Annotated in this window: 13 protein-coding genes and 1 pseudogene; 4 read left to right on the top strand and 10 right to left on the bottom strand. The window is 71.2% G+C overall.

Features of this window, described 5'->3' with window-relative positions:
- Positions 1-26 precede the first annotated feature (26 nt).
- Positions 27-656 (bottom strand): class I SAM-dependent methyltransferase, encoded by a 630-nt coding sequence (locus AB0M93_RS37965; protein WP_364283411.1) that lies wholly within the window; start codon positions 654-656, stop codon positions 27-29.
- 21 nt (positions 657-677) lie between these two features.
- Here AB0M93_RS37965 and AB0M93_RS37970 point away from each other — a divergent pair, with 21 nt between their 5' ends.
- Both AB0M93_RS37970 and AB0M93_RS37975 read left to right on the top strand, forming a co-directional pair.
- The gene (locus AB0M93_RS37970) at positions 678-1,412 is read left to right on the top strand and encodes an SDR family oxidoreductase (RefSeq protein WP_364283414.1); all 735 of its coding nucleotides are present in this window, start codon (positions 678-680) and stop codon (positions 1,410-1,412) included.
- 137 nt (positions 1,413-1,549) lie between these two features.
- Entirely contained in the window at positions 1,550-4,459 is a 2,910-nt protein-coding gene (locus AB0M93_RS37975) for an NACHT domain-containing protein (RefSeq protein WP_364283417.1), read from the top strand.
- On the opposite strand, the pseudogene AB0M93_RS37980 reads toward AB0M93_RS37975, so the two are convergent.
- Positions 4,456-5,471, bottom strand: a pseudogene (locus AB0M93_RS37980) (SDR family oxidoreductase). The gene AB0M93_RS37975 and the pseudogene AB0M93_RS37980 sit on opposite strands and share 4 nt — an antisense overlap.
- A 70-nt stretch (positions 5,472-5,541) precedes the next feature.
- On the opposite strand from AB0M93_RS37980, the gene AB0M93_RS37985 reads away from it, so the two are divergent.
- The gene (locus tag AB0M93_RS37985) at positions 5,542-6,489 is read left to right on the top strand and encodes a LysR family transcriptional regulator (RefSeq protein WP_364283420.1); all 948 of its coding nucleotides are present in this window, start codon (positions 5,542-5,544) and stop codon (positions 6,487-6,489) included.
- Positions 6,490-6,514: 25 nt separating this feature from the next.
- Entirely contained in the window at positions 6,515-6,865 is a 351-nt protein-coding gene (locus AB0M93_RS37990) for a VOC family protein (RefSeq protein ID WP_364283423.1), read from the top strand.
- Positions 6,866-6,889: 24 nt separating this feature from the next.
- On the opposite strand, the gene AB0M93_RS37995 is transcribed toward AB0M93_RS37990, so the two are convergent.
- The 8 genes from AB0M93_RS37995 to AB0M93_RS38030 are packed head-to-tail and all read right to left on the bottom strand — an operon-like array spanning position 6,890 to position 15,556.
- Positions 6,890-7,516: a VOC family protein gene (locus tag AB0M93_RS37995; RefSeq protein WP_364283426.1), complete on the bottom strand. Its 627-nt coding sequence runs from the start codon at positions 7,514-7,516 to the stop codon at positions 6,890-6,892.
- Entirely contained in the window at positions 7,513-8,790 is a 1,278-nt protein-coding gene (locus AB0M93_RS38000) for an MFS transporter (protein WP_364283429.1), read from the bottom strand. The genes AB0M93_RS37995 and AB0M93_RS38000 overlap by 4 nt, the downstream gene beginning before the upstream one ends.
- A 50-nt stretch (positions 8,791-8,840) precedes the next feature.
- Positions 8,841-9,755: a hypothetical protein gene (locus AB0M93_RS38005; RefSeq protein ID WP_364283431.1), complete on the bottom strand. Its 915-nt coding sequence runs from the start codon at positions 9,753-9,755 to the stop codon at positions 8,841-8,843.
- Positions 9,734-11,110 carry an FAD-binding oxidoreductase gene (locus tag AB0M93_RS38010; protein WP_364283434.1) on the bottom strand — a complete coding sequence of 459 codons (1,377 nt, stop codon included), beginning with the start codon at positions 11,108-11,110 and terminating at the stop codon, positions 9,734-9,736. Before AB0M93_RS38010 ends, AB0M93_RS38005 begins: the two co-directional genes overlap by 22 nt.
- Positions 11,097-11,696, bottom strand: coding sequence for a class I SAM-dependent methyltransferase (locus tag AB0M93_RS38015; RefSeq protein ID WP_364283437.1), 600 nt, complete (start codon positions 11,694-11,696; stop codon positions 11,097-11,099). The genes AB0M93_RS38010 and AB0M93_RS38015 overlap by 14 nt, the downstream gene beginning before the upstream one ends.
- A complete protein-coding gene (locus AB0M93_RS38020) occupies positions 11,693-13,351 on the bottom strand; it encodes an alpha/beta fold hydrolase (RefSeq protein WP_364283440.1) in 1,659 nt (552 codons plus the stop codon). Before AB0M93_RS38020 ends, AB0M93_RS38015 begins: the two co-directional genes overlap by 4 nt.
- A gap of 4 nt (positions 13,352-13,355) precedes the next feature.
- Positions 13,356-14,594 (bottom strand): hypothetical protein, encoded by a 1,239-nt coding sequence (locus AB0M93_RS38025; protein ID WP_364283443.1) that lies wholly within the window; start codon positions 14,592-14,594, stop codon positions 13,356-13,358.
- Positions 14,595-14,611: 17 nt separating this feature from the next.
- On the bottom strand, positions 14,612-15,556 hold the full coding sequence (locus AB0M93_RS38030) for a YcaO-like family protein (protein ID WP_364283446.1): 945 nt from the start codon (positions 15,554-15,556) through the stop codon (positions 14,612-14,614).
- Positions 15,557-15,932 lie beyond the last annotated feature (376 nt).

Below are 15,932 nucleotides of genomic sequence, written 5' to 3' on the forward strand. Positions count from 1 at the left end.
GCCCGGCGCGTGCCGGGCCCCGCTCGTCATTTCCCGGACACGAGCAGGTGGAAGCCGAGGCCGCCGTGGGCGAACCGCTCGTGCCGGCGCAGGGACAGTCCCGCGGTCGCCAGCACGGACTCGAGTTCGGCCACCGGCCGGATGCGGAAGCCGTTGTCGGTGAGCATCCGCGAGCGGCCCATCAGGTCCGGGTCGCCGATGCCCAGCACGAACCGGCCACCCGGCCGGAGGACCCGGGCGACCTCGGCGAACGCGGCGGCGAGGTCGTCGACGAAGTAGACGGTGTTCGTCGAAACGACCGCGTCGACGGAGCCGTCCGCCAGCGGCAGCGCGGTCATCGACCCTTCACCGAGCACCAGGCGCCCGGCCGCGATCTCGGCGCGGAACGACCGGCGGGCCCGGTCGAGCATCGCCGCCGAGATGTCCACGCCGTGCACCACGCCGGCCTCGTTCAGCAGGAGGGCGAGGCCGAGGCCACCGCCGAAGCCGATGTCGAGCGCGGTTTCGCCGCCGGTCGGCGCCAGCGCCGCGACCGCCCGCACGACGGCCTCCCGGTTCCGGCGGTTGAGCATCGCGCCGACGATCCGGCCCCGCAGGCCGCTAGGGTGGCCGAGCTGCCGGGCGAGCCCGGCGCGGAAACTCTCGCGAAGTCCCATGCGCGCAGTCTAGGAGGCGGGATGGCGAAAACGGCGGTGGTCACCGGGGCGGGGTCGGGCATCGGGCGGGCCGTGGCCCGGGCGCTCCTGGAAGACGGCTACCAGGTCGCGCTGGCCGGGCGGCGCGCCGACGCCCTCGACGAAACCGCCTCGGGCTTCGAGAACGCCTTCGCGGTGCCCACCGACGTCTCCGACGAGCAGGCGGTGGAGGCGCTGTTCGACGCCGTGCGCGCCCGGTGGGGGCGGCTCGACCTGCTCTTCAACAACGCCGGGATCAGCGCCGGCGGGACGGTAGCCGACCTGTCCGTCGAGGACTGGAAGCGGACTGTCGACGTCAACCTCACCGGGATGTTCCTCTGCGCGCGGCAGGCCGTGCGGCTCATGCGCGAGCAGGACCCCCGTGGCGGCCGGATCGTCAACAACGGCTCGATCTCGGCACACGCCCCGCGCCCGGCGAGCGTCGCCTACACCGCCACCAAGCACGCCGTCACCGGCCTGACGCGGTCGATCTCGCTGGACGGGCGGCCCTGGGACGTCGCCTGCGGCCAGATCGACATCGGCAACGCCGCCACCGAGATGACCGAACGGATGGCCGCGGGCATCCCGCAGGCCGACGGCCGGGTCGTCGCCGAGCCGACGTTCGACGTCCGGCACGTCGCCGACGCTGTGCGGTACATGGCCGGGCTGCCGCTCGACGCGAACGTCCAGTTCCTCACCATCACCGCGACGACCATGCCGTTCATCGGCCGCGGCTGAGCTCGGAACGCCTTGCGACATTCAGGTGAAGACACCAGGCCGGTATCGACCGTCCCGCGCCCGGGTTGCTAAACCGGAAGGCCGGAACCCAGCGCGAAGGCCCGGTCGTGCCGAACCAATGGACCTATGCCGCCGTAGTGACGACGGCACTCGCCATCGTCGGCTTCCTGGCGAAGCAGTTTTTCGGTGAAGGCGCGAAACACCTCGGTCAGCTTTTTTGGCCCGCGGTGTTCCGCAGCCGGCGCCGCACGCTGGGAACGCGGGGCCAGCGGCGGTACGCGAGCGCTGTCAATGCGAATCACAACAGTCACGCGCTGGGTTTCCTGGCCAACACCAAGGTGACGGTCAGCGATGTCTACGTGCCGGTCCAGCACGAGGTCGACGGGCGCCGCGAAGACGTCTACCGCAGCATCCGGACCCGCACCAGGACAGTCGTGCTCGGCGCCGCCGGCGCCGGCAAGTCGATGCTGCTGAAGAATTCGATGGTGAAGTGGGCGGCCGACCCGGCCGCCTTCGAGCGCATCCCGGTGTTCGTCGAGCTGTTCCGCCACGATCGCGGCGAACGGAACATCCGTGACCTCGTCGCGGACGCATTCGCCCGGAGTGGGCTGGAAAAACCGGAACGGTTCCTGGACCGGGCCCTGGCGGACGGGGTGCTGAGCATCCTCTGCGACGGTTTCGACGAAACCGTGACGGACCGCCGGGCGGAAGTCGCGCGGGATTTGAAGCAGTTCGCCGAGAAGTGGCCGGCTTGTCAAATCATCGTCACCTGCCGCGACGCCGTCTACGACCACGAACTGCGCCCCCAGTTCGACCACGAGGTCCGGCTGACCGATTTCGACGATGCCGCCATCCGCCGGTTCCTGAAGCTTTGGTTCACATCGAAGCAGCCCGGGCGCGACGCCCGGTACGAGGTCGAACAGATGATGGGCGGACTGCGGGCGAGCCCGTCGGTCATGCGGCTGGCCCGGACCCCGTTGCTGCTCACCATGATCGCCTCCCTGCACGACGCGGATCCCGGGCTCGGGCCGGTGCTGCCGAGCTCGCGCACCGAGTTCTACGACACGGCGGTGTGGCACCTGCTGCGGCGCGACTCCGAACTCGGCCGCGCCCGTGGACTCGCGACCTACAAGGCCGGCCACAAGCTGATGGCCCTGCGGTCCATCGCGGTCCGGGCCCAGGGCGCGATGGCGCCGGGAACCGACCGGCGGGCCGTGCCGGAGGCCGAGCTGATCGCGACCATCACCCAGGTGCTCGCCCGGTTCAACCTGGAGGCCACGCACGCGGGCGCCATGCTCGACGAAATCGTCGACCGCAGTGGCCTGCTGGTGCGGGTCGACGAAAACAACCTGCTCTACGAGTTCCCGCACCTCACCCTCCAGGAGTACTTGGCCGCGATGGAGCTGGCGGACGACCCGGAGCGGCTGCTGGCGCTGTACGGGGAGAGCCCCGATCGGTGGCGTGAGGCGGTGAAGCTCTGGTGCGGGGGCGCCCGCCGCGACTGCACGCCGGTCGTCAGGAAGATCTTCGGTGGTGACGGGCGCGACAAGCTCCTGGCGCTTGAATGCCTGGCCGAGGCCCGCCAGATCGACGCGAGGCTGGCGGACGAGGTGCTCGGCCACTTCGAGCCGCCACCGGACGACGACCCGCTCGTGCCGGCGGCCCTGGGTGCCGTCGCGGCGGACCCCGGCCCCCGCGGAAAGGCCCTGCTCGGCCGCCTCATGGGGGCCGCGCGGCAGCGGCGGGCGTTCGCGATCCACGCGCTGGCCGCGTCCCGGCTGCGGTCGGCGGTCGAGACGCTCAGTGATCTGGCGGTGTGGGTCCCCGCGGCCCGGACAGCCCTGCGGGCGACCGGAGAACTCGCCATCCCGGTCCTCGCGGAACGCGCCGCCGCGGGATCGCTCGACGCCATCGACGACATCGCCGCCGTCGGGACGGCTTCGGCGGGATCGGCGCTGGCCGAGCTGTTGTGGGACGAAAGCGATGTCGCCGTCCGCGCCGCCTGGCGCCTGGCGGCGCTGGTGAACAGCCCGGACGTCGAGGACGAGCTGGCGCACGTCGAGGTCGGGAACCCGCCGGGGGAGCGGTACGACTGGGTGTGGGCACCCTTCGACCCCGGCGGCCGGGGGAACCTCACCAAGGTCATGGGCCGGATCGGCTACCTGATCGACGACCGCGTCGCGGCGAGGATGCCGGCCGACATCGGCCGGGTGGACCCGCGGCTGGCCATGCCGATCGGCGTCCGGGGCGCATCCCGGCAGTACGACTACACCGCGTTGGCCGGGCTGGACCTCGAAATCGTCCGCGCCGCGCGTTCACTCGGTCTTCCGGTCGGCGACCGCTGGGGAAACGGGGAAGCTCTGCAGGAGATCCACAAACGAGATCCGGCCGAGTCCCGCCGGCTCGCGCAGGCGCTGTTCACGCGGGCCGGCGTGGGCCGTGGCTACCGGAACTTGCTGGACACGCTGCCCACCGCCGTCCTGGTGGAGCTGGCGACCAGGCTCTGCGCCGCCGGGTTCGACGCCGGCGAGAACCAGTGGCAGACCTCCGGCGAGGATCTGCGGAACCCGTTCGTCCTCGAGCCCGTGGCGAACGCGGCTCTGGCCGTGCTGCTGGGTTTTCCCTACCTGGTGGGAGCGGTACGCGCGACCGGCACCGCGTTCGGCTGGTGGCCGTGGGGAGCGGCGTGGTTCGGCTGGGGCACGCTCGTCATGGTTGCGGGGTTCCTGCTCGGCTTCCTCCTCGTCTGGATCTTGGAGAGCGCCGGTCGCGATATCCTGTTTTCTTTCTTGCCGACGATCGCCTGTCTGATCTTGTCGTTGCCCGGAGTCGTGACGCTGTCCGTGGTCACGCTGGCGGAGTGGATCGGATGGCCGCTTTTCCTGTCGGGTGCCCTCGTCATGACGGCCGTGACCACAGGGCTCTTCCGCGAGAAGGCCACCAGGTTGCACGCCATCACCAATCCGTTCCGCGAGCTGCGGCGGCTGGACGAGCGGGTGGTCCGGATCCGGTCGACGGTGATCTCCCGCCGCGGGGTCGGCGGCTAGGGGATCACCCGCGCCTTCCGGAACTCGTCGAACAGCCGGTAGAACATCTGCTCCGTTTCGACGTACTCGTGGAAGCCCGCGCGGCGCGATTTCGACGTGTCCGCGAACATGTCGTAGTCCCAGCCGAACACGAAGTCGGCGAACGCCCACGAGGCCGAGACGTCCGCGTAGGACGCCGAAAGCCCGTGCTTCGCCGCCATTGAAGTCCACAGTGGGCCCTTGTCCGCCATCACGTCCGCCAGTGACATCCGCAGCGGCGGGGCGACGTCGAGCTCGAAGTACGCCGCCAGTTTCGGCCACAGTTCGCGCCAGCGAACAGGTCGCCGTTCGCGATGTTGAAGGCGCCCTGGTGCCCGGTTGCCCAGACCGTTGCCGAGGCCAGGAGACCCGCGTCGGTCATTTCCAGCAGGCTGTCGTACGCGCCTGGCTTGCCGGGGAAACGCAGCGGCAGCCCGAGTTCCTTCGAAATCGACGCGTACACCGCGATCACCAGCGCGAGGTTCATCGGGTTGCCCAGCGCCGTGCCGCCGACGACCGACGGCCGGATCGCCGACCACGTCCAGGTGCCCGCCCGGCGTTCGAGGAACTGCTGCTGGTCGACGTTGAACTCCGGGGGCATGTGTCCGGCGTCGGTCTCGCGCGCCGGGGTCTTGAACGGGCCGAGGTGCGCGCCGTACACCTTGTAGCCCTGCATCAGGCTGACGTGCTCCAGGCCGGGTGCGGCCGCTTCGGCGGCGTCGACCAGGTTCGTCAGCATCGCCAGGTTCGGCGGGACCAGCTCTGCCCACGTCGGTTTGTCCTGGTAGGCGGCGTAGAACAGGTGGGTGGTGCCGGTCAGCGGGGCGAGCTTCGCGCGGGTGTCGGCCGGGTCGAGCAGGTCGACGGCGATCGTGCCGGGGCCGCCGCGACGGGAAAGGCCGGTGACGTCCCAGCCGCTCGTGCGCAGGTGCTCGGTGAGCGTGCGGCCGATGATCCCGTTGGCCCCGGCGACCAGGGCTGTCTTGCGTTCCATGCCTCCAGGCTGGGAGCAATAGCTCGATAAGTCCAAGGCTTAGTTATCACCAAGTCGATAAACTGAGTTCATGACAAGCCTGCGGCAGCTGGAGTACCTGGTCACGGTGGTCGACACCGGCTCGTTCACCCGCGCCGCCGAGCAGCTGCACGTGACGCAGCCGGCGTTGTCGCACCAGATGCGGGCGCTCGAACGCAGCCTCGGCGGCCCGCTGCTGGAGCGGCTGCCGCGGGCGGTCCGCCTCACCCCGATGGGGCGGGCGATGCTGCCGCACGCGCGGGCGGCGCTGGCCGACGCCGAACGCGCGCGCTGCGCCGCCCGGCTCGCCTCCGGGACGACGGCGGGCGAGCTGCAGGTCGCCACGGTGTACTCGGTCAGCCTCGGCGTGCTGCCTCCGGCGCTGCGGGTGTGGCGGCGCGACCGGCCCGAGGTCGACGTCCGGCTGATCGAGTTCCGCCACGCCGACGAGCTGCGCGAAGCGATGGCGGCGGGGGAGGCCGACGTCGCGCTCGGCCCGCGCCCCGGCGACTGGGCGGGCCCGGTGCGCGAGCTGGGCGTGGAGGAGTTCGTCGTCGTGCTGCCCGCCGACGGTGCCGGCGAGGACGACGGCACGGGCGAGGTCGACCTGGCCACGCTCGCCGGCTGCGCCTGGGTGCACTACGCGCCGGGCAACGGCCTCGCGGAGCTGGTCGACGCGGCCTGCGCGGCGGCGGGCTTCCGCCCCCGCGCGGCGGTCCGCACCGAGCAGACGGCGGCGGCCCCGATCCTCGCGGCGGCGGGCCTCGGCCCGGCGCTGGTCCCGGCGAACGTCCTGCCGGCCCGCTTCGACGGCCGGGTGCTGCGGCCGAGCGTCCCGATCCACCGCACTCTGACGGCATACACGCGCGCGGCCCCGGACCCGTTGACCGGGGCGTTCATCGAGACGCTGGCGGAGCACGCGACGGTCCAGGGGCGGGGCGGGCACTGGGAAACACCCGTCCGGCGGGTGGTCCGGCGCGACTCGGCGCCGGTAGTTTGACGTGCACCAAGGGGAGGATCCGCTGATGAGCGACGGCCCGCAGCTGCGGCAGGTGCAACACCCGGTGTCCGACGTCGGCGCGGCCGTGGCGTTCTACGCTGCCGCCTTCGGTTTCGCCGAGAAGTTCACCGACGGCGACCGGTACGCCGCGCTGGACGCCGGTGGTGTCACCCTCGCGTTGGTGGGTGCGGCCGAGGACGTCACCGGCGGTGCGCCCGCAGCCTCGATCAAGGTGTCCGATGTGGCCGCGACGCTCGACGCCGTGGTGCGCGCCGGTGGCTCTGTCGTGCGGGCGCCGGAGCAGGGACCCCACGAAACCCGGGCCGTGGTCCAGGACGCGTGGGGCAACGCGGTCATCGTGTACGGCCCGCGCTGACACGCGCCGGGCGGCCGGCAGCGATCACCCCAGGGTGACTTCTCCGGCCGGGGTCCGCAGCGTCGCCTGCAGGGAAGGTTCCGCCGCCTGCCGCACGGCGACGCCGTCCGCCAGGCCGAGCGAGTCCAGATGCCCCCGCACCATCGCGGCGTCGGGGTGCGACACGACCAAGGACACCAGGTGCATGCCCTTGGTGGACAGTTCGGCGGCGTACGCGTCGGTCTCCCACTGGATGAGGAACGGGATGACCCCGCCGAACCCCTGTCCTTCCGAAGGGGCGGCTGCCCGCCAGGCGAGGTGGACACCGTCGCCCCGGTCCCGGGACATGGCCACGATCGGGTCGAACCGGCACCCGTTCGCGGTGGCGGTTCGCACGGCCTCGTCCAGATCGTCCACCCGGGCCGCCCAGGTGGACAGCCGCGGCTCGGTCAGGTCGTCGATCCCGAGCGGCCGTCCGTGCGCCGGGGCCGGCAGGTCCGGGTCCGGGCCCAGCACTTCGAAGTAGGTGCGATCACCGAGATCGGCGAGGTAGTTCCGGGTACCGAGCTGGAGGTGCCGGCCACCGGGCGAAAGACGGACCCCGAACCGCCGGTTCAGGTCGTCGACACCGGACTCGAGATCCGGCGTGGCATACAGGATGTGGTCGATCATGCCGTCTCGGCCGGGACTTCGTTGGGTTCGGTGGCCGGCGGCGTCTTCTTCGGCACCCGGACCAGGCCGAGGACCGCCACCGCGACGAGCACCTCGACCGCGCCGAGGAGCGGCCACAGCAGTGCGGTTCCGAGCGAGAGGAACAACCAGCCGCCGACCAACGGGGCGACCGTGTTGCCGAGGCCGAAAGCGAACTGGAAACTGCCGATGTAACGGCTCTTGAGGGGGCCGGCACCGACGACCGCGGGGTACGCGAACAGCGACGGGCCACTGATGATCTCGCCGATCGTCCACAGCAGTGTCCCGCCGATGATCACCGCCGGCACCATCGGCAGCCCGTACACGCCGACCCCGATTCCGATGAGGGCGAGGCCGATCGCGATCGAAAGCCGCATCGGCATCCGCTGCACCACCTTCGTCGCCGGCAGTTCGAGGGCGATCACCACCAAACCGTTCAGCGAGACGGCGAGCGTGTACCAGAAGACGTCCAGCTTGACCTCGTTCACGGTCAGGGGCAGCGTCGAAAGGTATTGCTGGTAAACGATGGTGTGGACGGCAGCCACCAGCAGAAAGACGGCATAGCGGCGATTCCGGAGCACCGCGAGGTAACCGCCGCGGCCGGAGCCGGCGGCGGGGTCGTGCTCCACGGGCGCGGCAATGGTCCGCACCACGTCCCGGGGTGGCAACATCACCCAGGCCAGCACCGCGTACGCGACGGCGACGATCGCCTCGGTGAGGAAGACCACCGTGTAGTGCTTGCCGTCCAGGTAGTAGAGGGCGAACCCGAGCATCGGGGCCACGGTCGAGCCGACGTTGAGGCCGAACCGCCAGATCGCGAAGATCATCACCTGGTTGTCGGCGGGGGTGAGGTCCGACAGCAGGGTGGAGGAGGCGGGCCGGAAAACCTGCGAGGTGACGCCGACCAGCACACTGGCCACCAACAGCAGCGGATACTGGTTCGGCACCAGCATGAAAGCGATCAGCAGGCCGCTGAGCCCCATGCTCGCCGCGATCGTGAGACGCGGCCCGAACCGGTCGGACAGCGCCCCGCCGACGAGCGTGCCCACCACCCCGCCGGCTCCGTAGGCGCCGAGGGCGAACACGGCCTGGGCGGTCGAATAGCCGAGCGCCGACACGTAGAGGACCAGGAAGATCACGAGAAAGCCGCTGAGGCGATTCACGATGACGCCGAACATGATCGTCTTCGCCGCCGCGGGAGCGTCGCGGAATGTCGCCCAGACGCCTGGTTTCTGCGGATCGGCAGCCGCCGTCATACAACCCCCTTGCGAACCGGCGAGCGAATTTCGCCCGCGCGTACGGGATACTACCGAAGAACGGAGGTGAGGACCCCCTCCATCGCCGCACCGAAACGCGCCGGAAACGCGTGGCCCATCCCGTTGTCATAACGGAGGAAACAGTCGATCCCGCGAGTACGGGCCCATCCTGCGAAGCTTTCGCACGAGGCCACCGATTCCGGGGTCCCACCAGGGAAAATGCAGATTCGCGGCTCGATTGCGGCAACCGGTCCGAGCGGCCGCAGGTTCGGTGCGAACGCCACGGCGCCGTCCGCCGCCACGGCACCGGTGAGGGTTGCTTCGATCGCGATCCGGCCGCCGGCGCCGAGCCCGGCGAGGATCAGCGGCACCTCCGGGCCGAATTCGGCCCGTGCGGCCCGCGCGGCGGTCCGGACGTCGGCGACGGCCCGGTCGTGGTCGCGCCACTCGGGGACCCCGCGGGCGGCCAGCTGCGGTGAGCGCACCAGGCAGGCCGCGCACGAACCCAGTTCGGCCCACAGCGAGGCGAAGAGATCCGCGGGCGCCGGACCGTTGCCGTGCAAGGAAACGACGACCGCGGACGGCGGCGCGGCCGGGCGGATGATCTCCCAGCTCACCTCGGCCCGCTCCTGCGCCGCCCGCCAGCGCCGCTCCGACCTGGCGCGGATGTCCTGACGGTCGAGCGGCCAGATGGTCTCCAGCGCGGGATCGGCCAGCAGCTGCGGACTCCACCAGCCACCGCGCTCGACGGCGTCGGCGAGCAGCCGCAGGCCGGCCTCCGGCGCACCGCGCAACGCCATGACGCCGGCGCGGATGTAGGCCGACCACGCTCGCAGTTCGGGGTGCGCGGTCCCCAGTTGCGAGGCCGCCGCGTCGACGTCGGGCAGCGCCCCTTGCTCGTACGCCTCCATCAGCCGGGCGAGGAGCCGGTCGGCGCGGGAGGTCACGGCTGACGGGCGGCCCACGCGAAAAGTCCCTCCGGGTCGAATTCGGTGCGGATCGCGTCCAGCCGGGCCGCGCTCGGGCCGTAGACGGCGTCGCGCACGGAACCGGCATCTTCGGCCAAGCCCGAGAAGTTCAGGTAGACACCTCCGTTGCCGTGCGGCGCCAGCGCCGTCCAGCTCGTCCGGCACCAGCCGAGGATCGCGTCGTCGAGCGCGGTGTCGCGCCACATGGCGTTGACGTTGACGTTGAACTGCGCCGCGCGGTGCGGAAACGCGCTGCGGTCCGCAGGAATGTCCCGGACGGCGCCGCCCATCGTGCGGATCACCAGCTCGGCGCCGGGGCCGGGGCAGCGCGCCTGCCGGTCGAGCAGGGTCCGGATCGCGTCGTCGGTGAGCTCGTCCAGGAAGTGTGACTTCATGAAAGCCCGGATCCCGGCGGGCGGGCTGGGCGACTGCTCGTAGGCCACAGTCCCGCTCACGTCGAGCAGCGGGGTGGCCAGCTGACGCAAGGGTGCGAGCACCGCCTGCGCTTCCTCCGGTGGGCCGGCGTAAACCGCGCCGACGCCGATGACGGGGGTGTCGCGTAACTCCTCAGGTACCTGGGGATACGGCGGCATACCGCGCAGGATCGCCATCGGCGAGACCGTGTCCGGCAGGGTCGCGACCGCGTCGCGCCAGGCCCGCAGCACCGAATCCCCTTGCTCCGACGAGTAGTACACCTCCGCATAGGAGACCGTCGGCCCGAGGGTGACGAGGTCGAACTCCATGCCGGTGACGACGCCGAGACCGCGGCCGCCGCCGCGCGCGGCCCAGAGGAGGTCCGGGTATTCGTCCGGACCCGCCGTCCGGACCCGGCCGTCCGCCGTCACGATCTCCATCGACCGCAGGTGGTCGCAGGTCAGGCCGTGTGCCCGGGTCAGCATGCCGATCCCGCCGCCCAGGGCGAGGCCCGCCACGCCGGTGCCCGTCACGTCCCCGCCGGGCAGCGCCAGCCCGAAGACCTGTGTCCCGGCGTCCAGCTCGCCGACGGTCACCCCGCCCTGCACCCGCACGACCCGGCGCGCCGGGTCGACGTGCACCGCGGTCATCGCCGAGAGGTCGATCACGAGCCCGTCGTCGCACACCGCGCTGCCGGCGACCTGGTGGCCGCCGCCCCGGACGCTCACCGGCGGCCGGTGCTCGGCAGCCACGCACACCGCTTCGACCACGTCCGCCACGTCGGCGCACCGGGCGATCAGGGCCGGCCGCCGGTCCACCAGCCCGTTCCACACGCCACGCGCATCGTCGTACGCAGGATGCCACCGGTCGACGATCGTCCCGCCGAACCCGGCCTCGAACGCCCGGCGGAGCGCGCGGTCGTCTTCAGCTGTCGACATCGGCCGCGATCCGGGTCGCGACGCAGACGCCGGGCCCCCAGTCCATCAGCAGCACGTGGAAGTCCGGCTCGTCGAAGATCTCCAGCCGGAACTTGTCGACCCGGTCCTTGCTCGGCCGGACGGCCGGATCCCAGCTCGCCGACCAGATGACGTCGTCGCAGACGAACAGCCCGCCCGGGGCGATCCGGGACAGCGTCAGCGCCCGCTCCTCGTACTTCGGCACGCTGGCGTCGACGAAGATCATGTCGAAGAGCGGGCCGTCGTACGCCCGCAGCCACTCGATCGCGTCGGCGTGCACCACCTCGACGCGGGAGTCGCCGGCCAGCATCTCCGTGCTGATCTCCGCCGCTTCGGGATGCACCTCCAGGGTGATCAGCCGCGCGGTGGGGTCCATGCCGTCGAGCAGCCAGCCCGCGCCGACGCCGACGCCCGTGCCGATCTCCAGCAGCAGCCCGCCCGGCTTGCTCGCGGCGAGCGCGCGCAGCAGCTGCCCCGTGTCGCGGGCGCTGGACATGTGGAAGTCCTCTTCCATGGCCCGCTTCTCGGCGACCTCGACGAGCTTCGGGACCTTCACCAGTTCGTTCACGATTCCTCCACGCCGTCTCGAACGCGGCGGCCCGCGGCCGGTGCCCGGCCGCCGCGTACATCGTTCATCCACTCCAGTAGTGGCGGGTAAGCCAGGCGAGCACCACGGTCGGTGCGGATGGCGTGCCCCTCGCCGTCGAGCTCCACGAAAGCGGCCCGCTGGTCCATCCGGCCGAGGTGCCTCCGCACGGCAGACATCGGAATCCGCTCGTCCAGCTCACCGTGCGCGATGAAATAGCGCTTGCGCAGCCGGTCGGTACCGAGCGGGGCGCGGCCGGCGAACGCGAACTCGGCGAACTGGCGCACGCCGGGGTGTGCCGTGCCGGCCAGGTCGTCGTGGTGCAGGAAGCCGCCGAGGAGAGCCACCCCGGCGCACCGGTCCGACAGCTCGCCCGCGAGTGCCGCCACGTAACCGCCGTAACTCATCCCCATGGTGACGACCGGGCCGTCGGCGAGCTCTTCGATCACCACGCCCAGGTCCGCCACGTCGTCCACGCCGAACCGGACCGGTCCCTTCGGCCGGTACTCGGGCTGGCGCAGACCGCTCGAGCTCAGGTTGACCCGCACGACCCGCCAGCCCTCTTCGTTCAGCGCCGTCGTGAGCGCGGTGAACTCGCCCCACATCGGGACGTGCGGGCCACCGGGGACGAAGAACGCGGTGCCGCGGCAGGCGGCCAGTGGCTCGTGGACCAGGCACGGCAGCAGCTGCTCGCCCCGCCGCACGACGACCGCGCGGACCTCGCCACCCGGCGCCGGCTCCGAAAAGGACGTGTCGTCGAGGGCCCGGAGTGTGCGCGGCAGGGTGGGGGTGCCGACCGCCGCGGCACACGTGCCGTCCGGCGCGGCGGCCACGGACCGGACGGATCCGATCGTCCCGGGTGCCCACACCGGCTCGACCCGCCCGCTCGCCCAGTCCCAGACGTACGGAACGATGCTCGGCCATTCCTCCGCGCAGAGCACGACCCGGGTGTCGTCCAGCCAGGCGGAGGACGGCAGGACGACCTTCCGCAGCGGCTGCGGGCTGAGCACCCGGCCGGTCCCGCCGGCGATGACGACGAGCTGGTAGCTGGCACCGCCGCGGATCACCGCCAGCACCGCCTCGCGGTCCGGTGACGGCGAAAGGTGCGACACCGTGGCCCCACGCGGAACCCCGATCTGCCACCCGGGGCCGGTGAGGGCCGACTTCCCGTCCGGCTGCGTCGTCACCTGGACGGGTTCGCCGGCGGCGGTCAGGACGGCCGCGTTGCCCGCCGGGCTGCGATGAGCCAGGCGCCTGCCGTCCCAGTCGGTGATCCCGGATTCCTCGACGTTCTCCTCGAGCACGTCCCAGCGGCCGTCGCGCAGCGCTAGCTGCCGGCCGTCGTCGGCTTGGTGCTCGTGCCACAGCACGCTCAGCCGGTCGCCGCCCGCCGACATCGGCCGCCGGATCCAGCCGGCGGGCGCCGGGAACTCGGTCCAGCGACCGGCGTCCGGGTCGAACTGTCCCACCCGGCGGTCTCCCCACGCGTCGGTGGAGACCAGCCAGCGGTCCCGGTACCAGCACACCGAGTCCGGCAGATAGTCCACTTGGGACCGCCGGAACGCGTCCGACAGCCCGCTGATGACGGCGTCCGAGCGGTCGGGCAGATCGGCCACGAGCCGGGTTGCTTCCGTCATGGGGTCAGGCCGCCGTGGCGGCGGGGTCCAGCTCCGCGGCCACCGCGAACCAGGTTTCCGACTCTTCCTTGCGCCCCAGTGCGTCGAAGGCGACGCCGGCGCGCGCGGCGGCCAGCGCACCGGGGAAGGTGCCCAGCGCGCCGCCCATCGTGAAGCATTCGAGAGCGCGTTCGTCGTGGCCGGTCATCCACAGCGTGTCGCCCGCGTAGAGCTGCGTGTAGGGGTCACCCGGGTCGAGTTCGAGCAGCCGGCCGGCCGCCGCGTCCGGTTCCATGTCGATGACCATCGCGCGGCCCTTGGAGTTGATGAACGCCTTGAGACTGGCCTCCAGGCTCAGCCGCTCGTTCTGAGCGGCCGCCACCTTCTCCGCCGGGGTGCTCGCCGCGGCGCTCAGCCCTCTGGCGAGGTCGATGGCGAGCTGCATCTTGTCGGCGATGTCCGCCATGTCGCGACGGCGCACCGCGTACAAGGCGAGTGCCCGGTAGGTCCGGCTGACGTACAGGCGGAGGTCGAAGGTGTCCGCCGCGACGCCGTCGATCAGCGCCTGCGCGTCCGCGGCCACCCCGGCGCACTCGTCGAGGTCGCGCTGCCGCCGGCAGTAGTGCGCGATCAGCCTGCCGTAGGCGCTCAGCCGTGTCCCCGGCGAAATTCCGGTGTCCGCCGCCAGCGTGTGGAACGGTTGTGCCGCCTTGTCCGAATCGGTGACGAGCCCGTAGTACGAACGGGCCACTTCGTAGGTCAGGACGGGGTCGCCGCTTTCGGCGGCTCGTTTGCCGAGCGCTTTGGCGGAGACGCTGAACAACCCCAGCACGTTGAGGATCTGTGCCAGGGACGTGAGAGTCGTTACGGAGACGTCCGAGCCGGGTTCCAGCATGGCGCGCAGTTCCGCCAGGAACGGCAGCCCGCTCTCGTCCTTCGCGCTCAACCGGTGATCGATGGCGTCGTCCGGGAATGCGGTGTGACCGAGGACGTGCTGACGGAAACCGGGCGGGTAGTACGAACCGGGCACGAACGGGAGCCCCTCGCCGGAGCGGGTGAGGATCAGCTCGAGCAGCAGCGGGATGAACCGCGTGGCCACCGCCGCGTCCGGGTTGCCGTGGCCGCGCAGGTAGGTCGACCACAGCTCACGTCGCCGCAGCACCATCGTCCGGTTGTGGTCGGAGAGTTCCAGCGTGGCCAATGCGGTGTCGTCTGATCGGGGGTAATCGGTCAGCGCCGGGCGTCTCGCGGCGGTCGAAGTCATCGTTCGGATCCCTTCTGCTATTCCAGGTAGCCCGGAGCGACGATGTAGTCGCCGCCCGACCGCGGCGTCAGGAACTCCGCCGACGGGATGACCGCCTTGACGACGGCGGTGGCGTTCACCGACGGCACGTCGATGAGCAGCGGCGCGACACCGAAACGTTCTTCGACGAAGGCGGGCAGTTCAGGGGGCGTGATCGCGGCCGGGTCGCTCGCCTCGCCGACGGGCTTTTCGAGGTGGCGAAGGAAGGACAGGAACGCCTCCTGGTGACCGGCCGAACGGGCGCCGCGGAGGAATTCGGGTTCGCTCCGGTTGACGGGATTCCCCAGCGAGGCCCGCACCATCACGGCCTCGTGCAACGCGTGCAACAGCGCGGGGCCCTGGGTGAACCCCGCACCGGCGCCGAAGGTCGCCTGGGCCCGGTCATGCCGGCCGACCAGGACCAGCGTGACGTGGATCGGCGCCGTTTCCCGCACACCCCAGGCGTGGGCGACGAGCTGACGGTCCGCGAGCGCTTTCGCCAGCCCGGGCGGGATCAGTTCGGCGAGCCGCTCGGTGGCGGGCTCCAACGTGACCGTTCCCGCCCACACCCGCCGGATGGCCTGGCGTTCCAGGCATTCCAGGATCCCGCTGACGCCGGCGACGTCGCGGTCCGGGTGTGCGGCCGTACCGACCGAACTCTGCCGCCACGGCAGTACGCGCAGCTTCGTGCTCACCCTGCGGAGCAGGGCGGCGTCCGCCGGCACGCCGGCGGCCTCGCCGGTCGTGGCGCTCCGGGCCGGGACCCAGTCCTCGGCGTCTTCGAGGATTTCGTGCGGGGTGAACAGGGAAAGGCCCCGCTCCACTGCCTCACCCCGGGAGATGACCATGAGCGGACCGTTCTCGATCAAACTCGCCCGCTCGGTGGCCTCGCCGTGGGCCCGCACCATTGCCCGTTCGGGCACGTCGTCGCAGGCCCCGCCCACGAAACGACCGGACCGGGCATCCACGTGATCCAACCCCAGATACAACTGATCATCGAGAATCGGCGTAGCGCTCACCGAAAGATGCTCCGTTCTGACGGACGGACAGGCCTCGTGACGAGACCTGTCCGTCCGCGTTCAGTTCGCCGTGTTTGACGCCCGCTCGGGCGGAATTGCGCGATTTACCACGACAGAATCACCCTTCGGCCGCACGACACCGAAGGGTACGACAGTAATCTCGCGCAAGAACGTATCGAAACTGTGCCAGGGATCAGCTGGCTTCTCGACAGGCCCCTCCAGATAAGCCCGAACAGGTCATCGGCGAGCCGTTCCCTCAGTACGAGGTGCAGAGAAGAACGGGGAAGTCCTGCGTGTCCTC

Source organism: Amycolatopsis sp. NPDC051102 (assembly GCF_040682815.1).
GTDB lineage: Bacteria > Actinomycetota > Actinomycetes > Mycobacteriales > Pseudonocardiaceae > Amycolatopsis.

Coding starts and splice junctions, on each gene's coding strand:
- AB0M93_RS37965 (WP_364283411.1), bottom strand. CDS start 656: ATGGGACTTCGCGAGAGTTTCCGCGCCGGGCTCGCCCGGCAGCTCGGC.
- AB0M93_RS37970 (WP_364283414.1), top strand. CDS start 678: ATGGCGAAAACGGCGGTGGTCACCGGGGCGGGGTCGGGCATCGGGCGG.
- AB0M93_RS37985 (WP_364283420.1), top strand. CDS start 5,542: ATGACAAGCCTGCGGCAGCTGGAGTACCTGGTCACGGTGGTCGACACC.
- AB0M93_RS37990 (WP_364283423.1), top strand. CDS start 6,515: ATGAGCGACGGCCCGCAGCTGCGGCAGGTGCAACACCCGGTGTCCGAC.
- AB0M93_RS37995 (WP_364283426.1), bottom strand. CDS start 7,516: ATGATCGACCACATCCTGTATGCCACGCCGGATCTCGAGTCCGGTGTC.
- AB0M93_RS38000 (WP_364283429.1), bottom strand. CDS start 8,790: ATGACGGCGGCTGCCGATCCGCAGAAACCAGGCGTCTGGGCGACATTC.
- AB0M93_RS38010 (WP_364283434.1), bottom strand. CDS start 11,110: ATGTCGACAGCTGAAGACGACCGCGCGCTCCGCCGGGCGTTCGAGGCC.
- AB0M93_RS38020 (WP_364283440.1), bottom strand. CDS start 13,351: ATGACGGAAGCAACCCGGCTCGTGGCCGATCTGCCCGACCGCTCGGAC.
- AB0M93_RS38025 (WP_364283443.1), bottom strand. CDS start 14,594: ATGACTTCGACCGCCGCGAGACGCCCGGCGCTGACCGATTACCCCCGA.